This is a genomic window from Algisphaera agarilytica, assembly GCF_014207595.1.
Classification (GTDB): Bacteria; Planctomycetota; Phycisphaerae; order Phycisphaerales; family Phycisphaeraceae; genus Algisphaera; species Algisphaera agarilytica.
In genome coordinates this window covers 2,040,604-2,052,737 of record NZ_JACHGY010000001.1, presented here as the reverse complement: position 1 = coordinate 2,052,737, position 12,134 = coordinate 2,040,604, and the positions used below count along the sequence as shown (strand labels likewise).

Here is a 12,134-nt window from a genome sequence, read left to right as displayed (position 1 = left end):
CACTGATTACCGGTCAGCCGGAGTGTCGTACCACCGTCCTCAATGACGCTACTGCCTTCAATATCCTGACCCGTCACACCCTGCAACGAATAGTTGAAGAAATCGAAATGCTCATCTGCACCGTTGAGGCTGGTACTATGCGCATCGGTGACCGTCACGCTGGAAGATTGCGATTCACTACTGCCATATTCGGCAGTACTCGCAGCAATCGATATCGGTAGGCTGCCACTAAAAGCTTGCTCCACAAAAGGATTCGAAGAAAGCAACACCCTCGGCTCGAAAGGCTCCACAAGAGCACAACTTTGCTTCTTACGGGAAGACACGTCTGCCTCACAGAACAGACGAGCGGGCAACGAGTATCGCAGCCAATCCCGCATGTGTTCTTGATCTGAATGAAGACGAGCCCACTTGCACAGACAAAGCCACCACTTTGACATGGTTAAACACCTTTATGAATACAAGTTGACCCACGGAACCCGGATCAACCCTCGGAACTGACACCTAAAAAGGTATGTTAAAGAAAACTCATTAAATTGTATCGTGCCCCGCGTAAGCGCCAAGCACAAAGTGGTAACGATTTTCGATCGTCATTGCGACAACTGCCCGCCTATGCTACAGAGCATTTGTAGCGGGCTTGTGTCAGTAAGGAACGAGATCTTTACCATGTTCATCTTATTACTTGCGATCTTACTGACGCTATCAAATCAATCTTATTGCATTAGCTTCCTCTTAACACGTGGATCTCTAACCAATCCTGATAATCTCCAGCGCGCCTTGGGCTTAATGTGAAGTGTTGAACATAACTCCCCTCCCAGTGCTCTGGCTTCAACGGGTTAGCGGCGTATGGATTATGATAGATCTTAAGATTTAGGAACCGTTCATGCCGTTCATTAAGCGCCCAGCACCCATGAATCGTCGCCAGCGCACTCAGATGCTCATTATTGCCGGATCTAACTGTTTTGTTGTTTCGCGGCGCGAAGCCATGGCCAACAACTACTGGTTCATGTCTAATCCACTCGGCGTAGAAGCTAGCCTGATCCTATCCATGGAGTGCAACTTGGATTGTATAAGGATCAGTTTATCTATTTCGCGCATTATCAAATACTACCAGCACGGCAGGTGCATCCGAGTTTCTGTCAAAGTACGCGGTGAATTGCGATCGACTTTAGTCGATATGGTTGCGCTCACGTTGAGCCACATCATCAGGGTTTCACGTAGAGATTGCTACCCCGGCCTCATTCATTGATTTGGCAAATCGCAAGTCCTCGGCGTTCGGTTCGATTTGCTTAACCTCAATTACAACACGATGGCCGCCAAGGACTACCTCGTAATCCGGCTGCTTACTCCCTTCAAGCTCTGGCAAGCGATGAGTCTAAATGCCGTGCACTGTACACAACTCTTCAAAGAGATCCACAGTTTTAGTTTTTCGTTTCTGCGGCATGATCTATCCATATCGCGATACTGGTGTTAACTTCGCTTCAATCCCACCTAAATTACTAAGATTCACCGCCATTTAACTTATGACACCCAGTCCCTAAGCTCAAAGGCCTTAACCATAAGGCTACTTTAGCTAGCTTCCCAACAATCCAGGTTACAGGCGGCTCAACAAGGGTTGAAATACTCCAACCGATTTTCAAACAAACTCAGTCCAGTAGTTGATCGGTAGGTGATCGATAGGTGCCACAGAAATGACAAATTCCATGCAACAAGCCCATACAAAACAAGAGCTTGGAGTTATAAGCCTCTTCAGATAAATAATATGTGTTTGGCCACGAATCGAGTTGGCAAGTTAACGCTCTACCGTTAAGCTAAACCCGCATGTATTAAATGATTGATTAGCTGGCGTTTACGTCGGGCGGCCATTTTTGTTCCGCTGGATGGGCGTCGCCGCCGTCCAACGGGATAAAAGCTACAAAAACTCGATCGCGATATCAAAGCTGTCGTCAAGTTTTTGAACCGGGTTCGCAGGACGGCGTTCGTAAAGTGGCCCTTTCCCACGGCACGGGCATCGCTTACCTTTGCTGGTCCGCTCCCCCACCGCCGGGCTTGTGCATCCCCCTCCGATGGATCCCGTTCATGGCCACCCTTCTGATCGCTCTGGGCGCCGGGCTCGCCTTCCTCGTTGCCTACCACACCTACGGCCGATGGTTAGGACGAAAAGTCTTCAACCTCGCCGCCGACGCGGTCTGCCCGTCCGAACGGCTGCGGGACGACCAGGACTACGTGCCCACGTCCAAGGGCATCGTGTTCGGGCACCACTTCACGAGCATCGCCGGGACCGGGCCGATCGTGGGGCCGGCGATCGCGGTGATGTGGGGCTGGCTGCCGGCCCTGCTGTGGGTGGTGCTGGGCAGCATCTTCATCGGCGCGGTCCACGACTTCGGGGCGCTCGTGGTCAGCCTGCGCAACAACGGCCAGACCGTGGGCGATATCGCCGGTCGAGTGCTCAACAAACGGGTCCGCCTGCTGTTCCTCCTCGTGTTGTTCATGGCGCTCACGATCGTGCTCGCGATCTTCGGCCTGGTGATCGCAGCGGTGTTCAAGCAGTACCCCGCCGCGATCACGCCGTGTCTCATCCAGATCCCCATCGCGGTGGCCATCGGCGTGTACCTGCACCGCAAGGGCAAAAACCTCTTGATCCCCTCGCTCATCGCGCTAGGCGTGATGTACCTCACGGTGATCTACGGCGACACCGGCTTCCTGCACGACTTCAACCAATACCTCGCCAGCCTGTCGATCATCACCTGGGTCGGCATCCTGCTAGTGTACAGCTACATCGCCAGCGTCCTGCCGGTGTGGAGCCTGCTCCAGCCGCGCGACTACATCAACAGTTTGCAACTGCTCACGGCGCTGGGCCTGATCGTCGTGGGTTTATTCGCCGCCGCGTTCATCGGTGGCGCTCCGCCGGTCGAGGGGGCCGACCGCCAACCGCTCGAGATCGTCGCCCCGATGTTGAACCCGAGCCCGGAGGGGGCTCCGATGATCTACCCCTTCCTCTTCATCACCATCGCCTGCGGCGCGATCAGCGGGTTCCACTGTTTGGTGAGCAGCGGTACGAGTTCGAAGCAACTCAAGAAAGAAACGGATGCCCAGTTCGTGGGCTATGGCAGCATGGTCACCGAAGGGTTCTTGGCGACGTTGGTGATTCTTGCATGTGTAGCTGGCCTCGGACTTGGATCGAATGTCGATGGCAAGTTGTTGCAAGGGACCGAAGCATTTACTTCCCGCTATGCGTCTTGGGCGTCAGCATCTGGTTTAGGAGCCAAGGTCGGGGCGTTTGTAGATGGAGCAGCGAATTTTCTACAAGTCCTTGGCTTACCTGCATCGGTTGCAGTTGCTTTGATGGGCGTGCTTGTCGCATCTTTTGCCGGGACAACATTGGATACCGCCTGCCGATTACAGCGTTATGTCGTGCAGGAATTGGCGGGAACTTTTGTGGGTGGAACTAGTAGCGACAGAAGCGAGTCAGACTCGTTCAACCCATTGCGAATCCTGACCAATAAACAAGGCGCGACGGTGTTTGCGATCGTCATCGCGGCGGCGATGGCGGCGATGCCGGTGCCGGGGAGCGAGTGGGCGTGGGCGAACGCGGGCAAGGGAGGGCTCATCCTCTGGCCGATGTTCGGGGCGACCAACCAACTCCTCGGCGGGTTGGCATTTTTGGTCATCACGTTCTGGCTGTGGCGGCGAGGCAAGCCGATCTGGTTTGTGGCGTTGCCGTTGATCTTCATGCTGATTATGCCGGCGTGGGCGATGCTGATCCAGATCCCCGAATGGCTGAACGCGGACCAGAAGAACTGGGCACTCATCGGCATCGCGGTCGCGACGATCGCGCTGGAGCTTTGGATGATCGTCGAAGCGGTGTTGCTTTTCCCGAAGGTGAAGGGCATCGCCGAGTCGGGCGAGCTTAGCCCCGAGACCACGGCCTGAGCACACTGCAAAGCGTTTAGCGGGCGCGGCGCAGACGCCCGTGGGGTATTTCGTGAACCACCACGGGACGCTGCGCGTCACCCGCTAAACGTAGACGGGATCGAGTTCGTCGGCCCCGACACCGATCGCCGCGGGGATCGGCTCGGCCAACAGCTTGGCGAGCGCGACCACGTGCTCCCGGCCGTAGCGACGGTGGCCTCCGGGCGTGCGGTGGGCCGGGGGGATCAGGCCCTGGCGTTCCCACACGCGCAGCGATTCGGGCGAGACGCCGAATCGGTCGGCCAGCGGGCCGATACGCAGGATGTTGAGTTGAGTGTTCATCATGGTTTCCATTCATGAGTCCGGGGACCGTCCCCGTGTTGGCTAAGCCGCCCCGCCGGGTCTCGAACCCGGTACCTTCTGATCCAGAGTCAGATGTGCAGCCTGTTACACCTCGGGGCTTAAATTCGGAAATTCAAACAAGTCCAATGACGCCGACGGGGTTCGAACCCGCAACCTCCGGATTGAAAGCCCGGCGATCTTCCGATTGATCTACAACGCCAAAACAAAAATCAATGAGGTGGGACGGAGTCGAACCGCCAACGCCTTTCGGCAACCGGGTTACAGCCAGTGGGGCGTGCCCATGCCCAACCACCTCGGGGTGGGGAGGGGTGAGAAGCGAGGTTTGAGGCTTGAGGGAAGCGAATACGTGTTCGTCCTCATGCCTCATCCCTCAAACCTCACCCCTCATCCCAAAAGGAAGGCAGAGGACTCGAACCCCAAGCCGTTGCCGGCTCCATCTGTTTTCGAAACAGAGGCCGCCCCATTGGCGTACTTCACCTTCCGTCGATACTTGAGGGTTGAGAGCTAAGCATTGAGTTGCTATTCAACCTCACGTCTCACCGCTCAAACCTCACTCCTCAATGAGAGGAAGGCAGTGGGCACGATCCACAGACGCCCTTCCGGGGGCGTCCCTTCCGGCTAGCAACCGAAGCGGCGGCCGACCCGCCGTTCACCTTCCTTATGAGGGGATGAGGCATGAGGTTTGAGGGTTGAGTAGCTAGTTTTATGGGGCTCAATCCTCACGCCTCATCCCTCACATCTCCCCCAAGACCGAGGCGGGAATCAAACCCGCGAAAGTGCGCAGTTGCAGTGCGCCGCCATTGCCATTCGAGCCACTCGGCCAACGGAAAAGAGCAGATTGATGAAGAAGAAAGTGCGGCCGGCGGGGATCGAACCCGCGCTTCTGCCTTGGCATAGCAGCGTCTTACCACTCGACCACGGCCGCGGAACACGTGGGGGAGGGCTCGAACCTCCACCTGGGGGATTTGGAATCCGCCGCTCTTCCGATTGAGCTACACACGCAAATACAAACTGCACCGGCTGGGCTTGAACCAGCAACCGTCTCCTTAACAGGGAGCTGCACTACCGTTGTGCTACGGTGCAAAGAAAAATCAATGGGATAGTCGCCCCGGTGGGATTCGAACCCGCACGCGTCGGTTTAGAAGACCGATGCTCTTCCGTTGAGCTACAGGGCAGAAGCATTTAGCGATCGGGTGATTTTGTGATTTGGCGATTGGAAAGGCGGAAGCGATATCTAGGGTGGTGGGCTCCACCAATCGCTCAATCGCTAAATCACCCAATCGCTAAATGAATCTCACTCCGACGTGAGCAGCAGGACTGCGGCGGCGAGCATGCCGCCTTCATCGGGCTGGTTCAGGGTCACGTCGTTCTCGGCTTTGATCCAATCGGCGGGGATGTCGATTTCCTTCACCGTGTCGTACTTGGCTATGCCTTGCGAATCGGAGAGATCGACTTCGATCGCGTTGCCGTTGAAGGTCACCGTCAGGGGCGAGGCAAAGCCATCATTGCGCTGCACCGCGACGCGGAGGGTGGCCGAGTTCGGCTCGACGACATCGCCGGCCGAGATGGCCAGCGACTGCGGCTCGCCGCTGGGCATCAGCGTGCGGGAGCCGTAGTGGCGGGTCTGCGTCAGCGTCTTCTCGGAGACGATCGGGTCGGCGAGCGTGATCTTGATCACCGAGGTTTCTTCCGCGGCAAGCGATACGCCAGCGAGTTGTTTGCAGACATCGACCTCCTCGTAGATCAGATCGCCGCTATCGAGATACAAACGCCGTTGCTCGGCGGCCTTGACCTTGCGTTTACCGATCATGCCGGCGAGATCGACAGCGAGACGCTGGCTCTTCATGTTGCTGACCGCGACCCACAGGGTGTTGCCGTCTGCAGCGGCGTGGACGTTCACGTGGGTCGTGTCGGAGCTGATCGGGACCAGCTTGCCGGTGTAGCCGTTCCAGAGGTCGAGGAACCAGCGCGGCTTGCTGGGGTTGATGCCGGTCATCGGCGAGCCGGGGATGCCCGACGCGATGCCTTCTCGGTTGGCGGTTAGGCTGCCCAGGTCGCGGTTTTCGTCGATGGATTCGAATTTGAAGATGCCGTCGTTGGCCTCGGGCTCCCACCAGATGAACGGGATGAGGAAAGGCACGGTGACATCCAGTTCATCCGGACGCTGCATGAACTGCACCATGAAGGCGCTGTAATTGCGGAGCTTCTTCCAGACCTGGTGGTCTTTGCCGCCGCCGCTGAGCGAGCCGTATTCGCTGATCACCAGCGGCACGACGTTGTCGGTGTTGGCCTGGTGGGCGCGGACGACGTCGAGGTAGGCGGTCATCCGTCCGAGCAGGTAGGTGTTCTTGCCTTCACGGAGGCTGTCCTCAAAGAGCAGCGCTTCACTTTCGTAGAAGTGGTGGGCGTAGAAGTCGAGGTGGCCCTTGGTGTTGTCCATAAACTCCAGCTGATTGCGGGCGAGCCGCCAATCGCCACCCGCGAAGTTGGGGTAGGCCGAGGTCGGCCCGCCGACGAGCGTGCCGGGGACATACTCCTTCACCCCCGCCGCGACTTTGTTATGGAAGTCGGCGAGTTTGATCCAGCTCTGCCCGTCCGGCACGCTGTGGTAGCTCCATTCGTAGGGCACATCGGATTCGTTTTTCACTTCAACCCACTTGGGGGCGATGCCGGTCTGCTCGACGATGAGCTTGAGCGTTCGGCCCGCCGTCTCACCCGCAGCGACGAAATCCTTCGGCGTGCCACGCGAGTTCACGATACCTTCGCCGGCGTGCCTGTTGAAGCTCGGCCACTCATCGAGGCAGAGTACGTAATCCAGGTCGGGGTAACGCTCGGCGATGCCATCCGGGATGGTCTGCGGCCAGGTCCATCCCGAGTCGAAGAATGCCGGATCGGCGTGATGCGGACGGTTGGGGTCTTCGGTGAACGGCGGCTTGTTGGGATACTCGTCGTCGTAGCCGAGTTCCAGGGCGGGGTAGATCTTGTAGATCTGCCGACCCGGGGTGAAGCCGTGGTCTAGAAAATAGTCGTGCACGCCCCAAGGCCCGCCCCACGGCGCGGCGTACACACGGAAGTACTTATCCGTTTCAAACTCGGTGATCCCGCCGATCGAGAGCGTCGCATCGAGGTCGGCATCCAGCGTCACCGGCAGGATCGGCTTGTCGGCACCGAGCACCGACCAGGGCGAGTCGTCGAACACGCGGCTGATACCGTCTTCGCTGATGTCCAGGCGGATCGCGTCCAGCCGGCCCTTGCCCTTGATGATCATCGTGTAGTTCACGCTCTCCCGCGCCGGGATGCTATTGGCCTGGAAGACATTCATCGTGTCGGTCTTGTACCAGTGCTCGTGTGCTTTGCCTGAGCCGTCGCTACCTTCCCAGATCGCTTTGAGGTTGGCCGCGTCGCCGACAAGCTGGAGCTGACGGAAGTAGCTCCACACGGAGATGAGTTCGGCGGGTACTTCGAAGCGCTGTTCGCCGTCGATCTCACCGACGTCTTTGGCCAGGAGTAGAGCCGTGAGTTTTTCTTCACGGCTGTTGACCTGAGTGCGGAACTGCGGGTCGTAGTTTTCGGCCACCACGAACAGCTCCGCGAGCTTGTCTTTCTGAGCCTGGGCGTAATCGGGGAGTTTGACTTCGCTGGGGGCTTCTGCGGTTTCGGGTGCCTCGGGTTGGAGGGTCGAGGTACACGCAGCAATGAACGAACACGCAATCAGAACGGCAAGCAGGCGGGCCATGATCAGCTCCATGGAGGGGAATGGATAAGAAGCTGAAATAGTTTACCGCGTCGTCTTTGCACATGTAGCCAATGAAACGGGTGGGCCACGATCCCACAACCCCCCGGTTAAAAGCCGGGTGCTCTGCCGATTGAGCTACCGTTTCGAAAACCGCCCCGCCGCGCACCTCACGCAGCGAAACGGGTAGGAGTATTTAAAAGAAAACGGCACGCCGGGCGGGCTCAATCCTTGTACGGATCGAACTCGTCCTCGCCCGCCATCGCCACGCCGATGGGCGTGAGCGTGTGGACGATGCGTACGGTGTTGCCGTGGGCCTCGAGGACCTCGGGCAGACGCTTGTAGCAGTGCGGCGACTCGTCGGTCCCCGCGCCACGAAGCTCCACCCCGGCCTTCTTGACCCAGGCGTTCATCATCGACTGGGTGATCATGCCCTCGGTCTTGCGGACAAACGCCTTGGCCTTTCGGTCCCAACGCTTCTTGCCCGCCGCCTTGGTCCGGCTCATTACCCGGCCGGCGCCGTGAACGGTCGAATGCAGCGAGGCTGCGCTGTCTTCGCTCTCGACGCCTTCCAGAATCACCGAGATATCACCCATCGAGCCGCCCACGAATCCCCGCTGGCCGGGGAAGGCGGGCGTCGCGCCCTTGCGGACGACCCAGAGGTCTTCCGCCTGGCCATCGATGACGTGCGATTCTTTCCACGCGAAGTTGTGATGGTTGTGAACCTCCTCCACAATCTCCGCGTCGATCAGGTCGGCGACCTTCTGGCACACCCAGTCGCGGCCCGCATACGCGTACCGGCCCGCGAGCTGCATGCACTCGAGATACGACGCGCCCAGGTCCGAGTCCTCTGCGAGGATCAGCGCCTTGGCGTTCATATCGTTCGAGCCGCCGCCCACCAGCACGAAGTGCGTCGCGATCTTGTGACCCAGGCCACGCGATCCGAAGTGCACGCCGCACCAGACCTGATCGTTCTCGTCGACGAACATATCCACGTAGTGGTTGCCCGAGCCGACGGTGCCGAGCTGCTTCCGTGCGGCCTGCCGCAGGTGGTCGCCGCCCTTGCCGCCGATCTTCAGGCCGTTAACCAGGTCCCAGGCGTCGTCGTCGAACAACGCGTGATCGACATCTTCGCGGTTAGCCCGGCCGACACCGAACGAGATCTCCGAGAAGATCATGTCCATGATCTTGCCGATGTCCCGCTTCACGTCTTCCGCGTTCGCGTCCAGACGCACGGCCTTGTTGCCGCAAGCGATGTCGTAGCCGACACCCGACGGCGAGACCATGCCGCGATACGCCACCACACCGCCGATCGGCATCGAGTAGCCGACGTGGTGGTCGCCCATCAACGCGCCCGCCGCGGCCTGTTCATCGCCCAGGCAGGTCTTGATCTGCGCCACCGCGCCCTGGTCCGGTGCGCCCCAGACCGGGACGCCTTCAATCATTTCATATCCCATCTCACACCTTCCTTTCTTGTCTTCGTGGGTGCGTGAATCCATTCTCTCAGTTCTATTTCAATGCGTCGTATCGGAATCGAACCGACGGCCTCCTGCTTGGAAGGCAGGCGCTCGGCCAACGTGAGCTCACGACGCGACTCCCCAGAAATCAGAACGGTAGGACTTGAACCTACGGCCTCCCGGTTCCGGACCGGGCGCTCTGCCAAGCTGAGCTACGCTCTGACGTTTGGGCTCAGTTGTCTGAGCCTTGGCGTTGACTGGTGTACTGCCGTTCGAACATCCGCATCGCGTCTTTGGCGACCGGGGTGCCGACCGATTCGACCCGCCAACCCGGCTGGTAGTTGCCGTTGATGACCAGCTCGATGAGGTTGCCGATCACCGCGGCCTTGGTGGGGATGAAGCCGACCGTCGCGGCGGCTCCTCGGGTTAATCGACATTGGGCGTACATCTCTTGGCGTGTCATGGCGGTCTCCTTTCATCGGGGGCAATCAAACAAGGTGACGGACGGGACTCGAACCCGCTTCCCGCTGACTCACGATCAGCTGCCTCGACCACTTCGGCCTCCGTCACAAACCCGCATGCCGAAGCAAATCGACTTACGAGAAACAATCTGTTCGAATCCCCGGAAGGCGGTGAACACCTTCCGGGGGAATCAGAACGACAGGATTCGAACCTGCGGCCCCCCGGTCCCAAACCGGGCGCTCTGCCAAACCGAGCTCCGTTCTGAAAAAAGCCTGGTGCCCCCGAAATCAACCCCGAACTTCCCGCCCACCAGGCGTGAGTGAATCAATCGTGGAGTTCGGTGTTCCAGTACGCCGCGTCCACGAAGTGTTTCCACGAATCGTGGCGCTCACGGCGAGACTTGAACAACAGCTCCGTTGCGTCCGGCCGACGGGGTAGCCGAATCAACTTGAGCCCCGCTTCTTCGGGCGTCTTGTCGCCCTTGAGCGAGTTCACCCCGACGCTGCAGCACACCAGGTTCTCCCAGGTGGTCTTGCCGCCCCGCGAGGTCGGGACGATGTGGTCGAGGTTCAGTTCGCTGCTGGGCAGCCGCTTGCCGGTGTACTGGCAGGTGTAGTCGTCACGCAGGTACACGTTGCGACGGCTCAGCCGCAGCGTCGGCCGAGTGACCCGGTCGAAGTGCAACAGCCGAACCACCACCGGGACCAGCACGGCACTGGTCACCGTCTGCACGAAGTGTTGATCCTCCGGCTCGAACTCTGAGGCGTATTCGCTCAGCTCGTGCCACGACGCGAAGTCGTACGACTGGTAGTCGGTGTCCACCGCCTCGACCCGGCCGACAAACAAGTCGGCCAACGCTTCCGCGGCGGTGATGATCCGCAACGCCCGCCAGTGCTTGTTCAGCACCAACATGTCGCTCTGCAATGCCGCCGTCATGGCCGGTCTCCTTTCGAGATTGAGGGATGAGGAGTCAGGGATGAGGTGTGAGGGGTGGAGCACAGGACATCAAGAGTGACTCACACTCAAGCCTCACTCCTGTCTCCTCATTCCCCGTCCAAGTGGAGTCGCGGGGAATCGAACCCCGATCTTCCGGGTGCAAGCCGGGTGCTCTTCCGGTTGAGCTACAACCCCGAATCATTGAGTGATTTAGTGATTGAGCGATTTGGCGATTGATTCAAACCAATCACCAAATCGCAAAATGTGTCAAATGTCATCGGGAGGATTCGAACCTCCAACCACCAGGATCTCGGCCTGGCCCCTCTACCGATTGGGACACGATGACAAACAAGCAGTAGCCCGGGTGGGAGTCGAACCCACACGTTGACGGGTTTTGAATCCGCTTCCTCTACCGGTTGGGATACCGGGCTGTTTGGTTGTGAGCATTGAGGTTTGAGAAGTGAGGAGTTGGGTGCTCATACCTCTAACCTCATCACTCATACCTGAACCAATACCACCGGCAGGAGTCGAACCTGCACGTTGACCGGGTCTGAGCCGGCCCCCTCTGCCTTTGGGGTACGGTGGCGTGGGGTGAGGAGGATTGAGGCCTGAGGCAAGAGGTTTGAGTCTTTAATGCAACCTCCTCAAATCCTCACCGCTCATCCCTCAAGCCTCCCGAATCACCCCGGCAAGACTCGAACTTGCAGCCTTCGGCTTCGGAGACCGACGCTCTTCCGTTGAGCTACGAGGTGAATTCAAACGATGCGAAACTGGGCCGGTAGGGATTGAACCCACAACCTGCCGGTTCAAAGCCGGCCGCTCTGCCGATTGAGCTACGGCCCATATGCATTTGGCGATTTCGTGATTGAGTGATTTGGCGATCGATCTTGCAATCACTAAATCGCCAAATCACCCAATCGCCAAATGATTCCAATCACCCCGGTAGGATTCGAACCTACAGCCTCCGGATTCGTAGTCCGGCGTTCATCCAATTGAACTACAGGGCGAATAAACAAGAGTCACGAGTCGGAATCGAACCGACAACCTGCTGTTTACTAGACAGCTGCTCTTCCGGCTGAGCTACCGTGACATTTCATTTTGTGATTTGGCGATTTCGTGATTGAGCGATCTGGCTAAAAATCACCAAATCGCTCAATCGCCAAATCACAAAATGCCCCTAACGCCATCGGCGGGGATCGAACCCGCGACCTCTTCCTTGACAGGGAAGCGCTCTGTCCAACTGAGCTACGACAGCAAGGCAGGCCGGGAGAGCT

General features: G+C 58.5%; 9 protein-coding genes and 22 tRNA genes. 3 read left to right on the top strand and 28 right to left on the bottom strand.

Annotated features, from left to right (window positions below):
* Positions 1-323, bottom strand: a 323-nt coding sequence (locus HNQ40_RS08740; protein WP_184677466.1) for an LEPR-XLL domain-containing protein, incomplete at its 3' end; no start/stop codon positions are given.
* A 557-nt stretch (positions 324-880) separates the two neighbouring features.
* Here HNQ40_RS08740 and HNQ40_RS08735 point away from each other — a divergent pair.
* Positions 881-1,246: a hypothetical protein gene (locus HNQ40_RS08735; RefSeq protein ID WP_184677465.1), complete on the top strand. Its 366-nt coding sequence runs from the start codon at positions 881-883 to the stop codon at positions 1,244-1,246.
* A gap of 830 nt (positions 1,247-2,076) precedes the next feature.
* Positions 2,077-3,930 (top strand): carbon starvation CstA family protein, encoded by a 1,854-nt coding sequence (locus tag HNQ40_RS08730; protein ID WP_184677464.1) that lies wholly within the window; start codon positions 2,077-2,079, stop codon positions 3,928-3,930.
* A gap of 84 nt (positions 3,931-4,014) precedes the next feature.
* Here the strand turns inward: HNQ40_RS08730 and HNQ40_RS08725 are convergent, their stop codons facing one another.
* The 4 genes from HNQ40_RS08725 to HNQ40_RS08710 all read right to left on the bottom strand — a co-directional run bounded on the left by HNQ40_RS08725 (position 4,015) and on the right by HNQ40_RS08710 (position 4,567).
* Positions 4,015-4,254, bottom strand: coding sequence for a helix-turn-helix domain-containing protein (locus HNQ40_RS08725; RefSeq protein WP_221435436.1), 240 nt, complete (start codon positions 4,252-4,254; stop codon positions 4,015-4,017).
* A gap of 45 nt (positions 4,255-4,299) precedes the next feature.
* Positions 4,300-4,370: transfer RNA gene (locus HNQ40_RS08720), tRNA-Gln, on the bottom strand.
* Positions 4,371-4,398: 28 nt separating this feature from the next.
* Positions 4,399-4,471, bottom strand: a tRNA-Glu gene (locus tag HNQ40_RS08715).
* 14 nt (positions 4,472-4,485) lie between these two features.
* Positions 4,486-4,567 (bottom strand) — tRNA-Tyr (locus HNQ40_RS08710).
* Between HNQ40_RS08710 and HNQ40_RS08705 the strand changes: the two genes are divergently transcribed.
* A complete protein-coding gene (locus HNQ40_RS08705) occupies positions 4,553-4,780 on the top strand; it encodes a hypothetical protein (protein ID WP_184677463.1) in 228 nt (75 codons plus the stop codon). The genes HNQ40_RS08710 and HNQ40_RS08705 overlap by 15 nt on opposite strands.
* A 239-nt stretch (positions 4,781-5,019) precedes the next feature.
* On the opposite strand, the gene HNQ40_RS08700 is transcribed toward HNQ40_RS08705, so the two are convergent.
* The 23 genes from HNQ40_RS08700 to HNQ40_RS08590 form a co-directional block, all read right to left on the bottom strand.
* A tRNA-Cys gene (locus HNQ40_RS08700) sits at positions 5,020-5,094 on the bottom strand.
* 32 nt (positions 5,095-5,126) lie between these two features.
* A tRNA-Gly gene (locus HNQ40_RS08695) sits at positions 5,127-5,197 on the bottom strand.
* A gap of 4 nt (positions 5,198-5,201) precedes the next feature.
* A tRNA-Trp gene (locus HNQ40_RS08690) sits at positions 5,202-5,274 on the bottom strand.
* Positions 5,275-5,283: 9 nt separating this feature from the next.
* Positions 5,284-5,355: transfer RNA gene (locus tag HNQ40_RS08685), tRNA-Asn, on the bottom strand.
* Between the two features lie 20 nt (positions 5,356-5,375).
* A tRNA-Arg gene (locus HNQ40_RS08680) sits at positions 5,376-5,447 on the bottom strand.
* Between the two features lie 119 nt (positions 5,448-5,566).
* On the bottom strand, positions 5,567-8,008 hold the full coding sequence (locus HNQ40_RS08675) for a hypothetical protein (protein ID WP_184677462.1): 2,442 nt from the start codon (positions 8,006-8,008) through the stop codon (positions 5,567-5,569).
* Positions 8,009-8,080: 72 nt separating this feature from the next.
* A tRNA-Lys gene (locus HNQ40_RS08670) sits at positions 8,081-8,153 on the bottom strand.
* A 76-nt stretch (positions 8,154-8,229) separates the two neighbouring features.
* Positions 8,230-9,504, bottom strand: coding sequence for an RtcB family protein (locus HNQ40_RS08665; RefSeq protein ID WP_221435435.1), 1,275 nt, complete (start codon positions 9,502-9,504; stop codon positions 8,230-8,232).
* 19 nt (positions 9,505-9,523) lie between these two features.
* Positions 9,524-9,597, bottom strand: a tRNA-Gly gene (locus HNQ40_RS08660).
* A gap of 13 nt (positions 9,598-9,610) precedes the next feature.
* Positions 9,611-9,684 (bottom strand) — tRNA-Pro (locus HNQ40_RS08655).
* A 10-nt stretch (positions 9,685-9,694) separates the two neighbouring features.
* Positions 9,695-9,925 (bottom strand): hypothetical protein, encoded by a 231-nt coding sequence (locus HNQ40_RS08650; RefSeq protein WP_184677461.1) that lies wholly within the window; start codon positions 9,923-9,925, stop codon positions 9,695-9,697.
* Positions 9,926-9,958: 33 nt separating this feature from the next.
* Positions 9,959-10,032, bottom strand: a tRNA-His gene (locus HNQ40_RS08645).
* Between the two features lie 82 nt (positions 10,033-10,114).
* Positions 10,115-10,188: transfer RNA gene (locus HNQ40_RS08640), tRNA-Pro, on the bottom strand.
* A 60-nt stretch (positions 10,189-10,248) separates the two neighbouring features.
* Positions 10,249-10,860: an HNH endonuclease gene (locus tag HNQ40_RS08635; RefSeq protein ID WP_184677460.1), complete on the bottom strand. Its 612-nt coding sequence runs from the start codon at positions 10,858-10,860 to the stop codon at positions 10,249-10,251.
* 123 nt (positions 10,861-10,983) lie between these two features.
* Positions 10,984-11,055: transfer RNA gene (locus HNQ40_RS08630), tRNA-Ala, on the bottom strand.
* A 77-nt stretch (positions 11,056-11,132) separates the two neighbouring features.
* Positions 11,133-11,206: transfer RNA gene (locus HNQ40_RS08625), tRNA-Leu, on the bottom strand.
* Between the two features lie 10 nt (positions 11,207-11,216).
* Positions 11,217-11,291 (bottom strand) — tRNA-Leu (locus HNQ40_RS08620).
* Between the two features lie 81 nt (positions 11,292-11,372).
* Positions 11,373-11,446, bottom strand: a tRNA-Leu gene (locus tag HNQ40_RS08615).
* 94 nt (positions 11,447-11,540) lie between these two features.
* Positions 11,541-11,612: transfer RNA gene (locus tag HNQ40_RS08610), tRNA-Arg, on the bottom strand.
* A gap of 18 nt (positions 11,613-11,630) precedes the next feature.
* A tRNA-Gln gene (locus tag HNQ40_RS08605) sits at positions 11,631-11,703 on the bottom strand.
* 91 nt (positions 11,704-11,794) lie between these two features.
* A tRNA-Arg gene (locus HNQ40_RS08600) sits at positions 11,795-11,867 on the bottom strand.
* Between the two features lie 10 nt (positions 11,868-11,877).
* A tRNA-Thr gene (locus HNQ40_RS08595) sits at positions 11,878-11,950 on the bottom strand.
* A 91-nt stretch (positions 11,951-12,041) separates the two neighbouring features.
* Positions 12,042-12,115, bottom strand: a tRNA-Asp gene (locus tag HNQ40_RS08590).
* Positions 12,116-12,134: the final 19 nt, after the last annotated feature.

Coding starts and splice junctions, on each gene's coding strand:
- HNQ40_RS08735 (WP_184677465.1), top strand. CDS start 881: ATGCCGTTCATTAAGCGCCCAGCACCCATGAATCGTCGCCAGCGCACT.
- HNQ40_RS08730 (WP_184677464.1), top strand. CDS start 2,077: ATGGCCACCCTTCTGATCGCTCTGGGCGCCGGGCTCGCCTTCCTCGTT.
- HNQ40_RS08725 (WP_221435436.1), bottom strand. CDS start 4,254: ATGATGAACACTCAACTCAACATCCTGCGTATCGGCCCGCTGGCCGAC.
- HNQ40_RS08705 (WP_184677463.1), top strand. CDS start 4,553: ATGCCCAACCACCTCGGGGTGGGGAGGGGTGAGAAGCGAGGTTTGAGG.
- HNQ40_RS08675 (WP_184677462.1), bottom strand. CDS start 8,008: ATGGCCCGCCTGCTTGCCGTTCTGATTGCGTGTTCGTTCATTGCTGCG.
- HNQ40_RS08665 (WP_221435435.1), bottom strand. CDS start 9,504: ATGGATTCACGCACCCACGAAGACAAGAAAGGAAGGTGTGAGATGGGA.
- HNQ40_RS08650 (WP_184677461.1), bottom strand. CDS start 9,925: ATGACACGCCAAGAGATGTACGCCCAATGTCGATTAACCCGAGGAGCC.
- HNQ40_RS08635 (WP_184677460.1), bottom strand. CDS start 10,860: ATGACGGCGGCATTGCAGAGCGACATGTTGGTGCTGAACAAGCACTGG.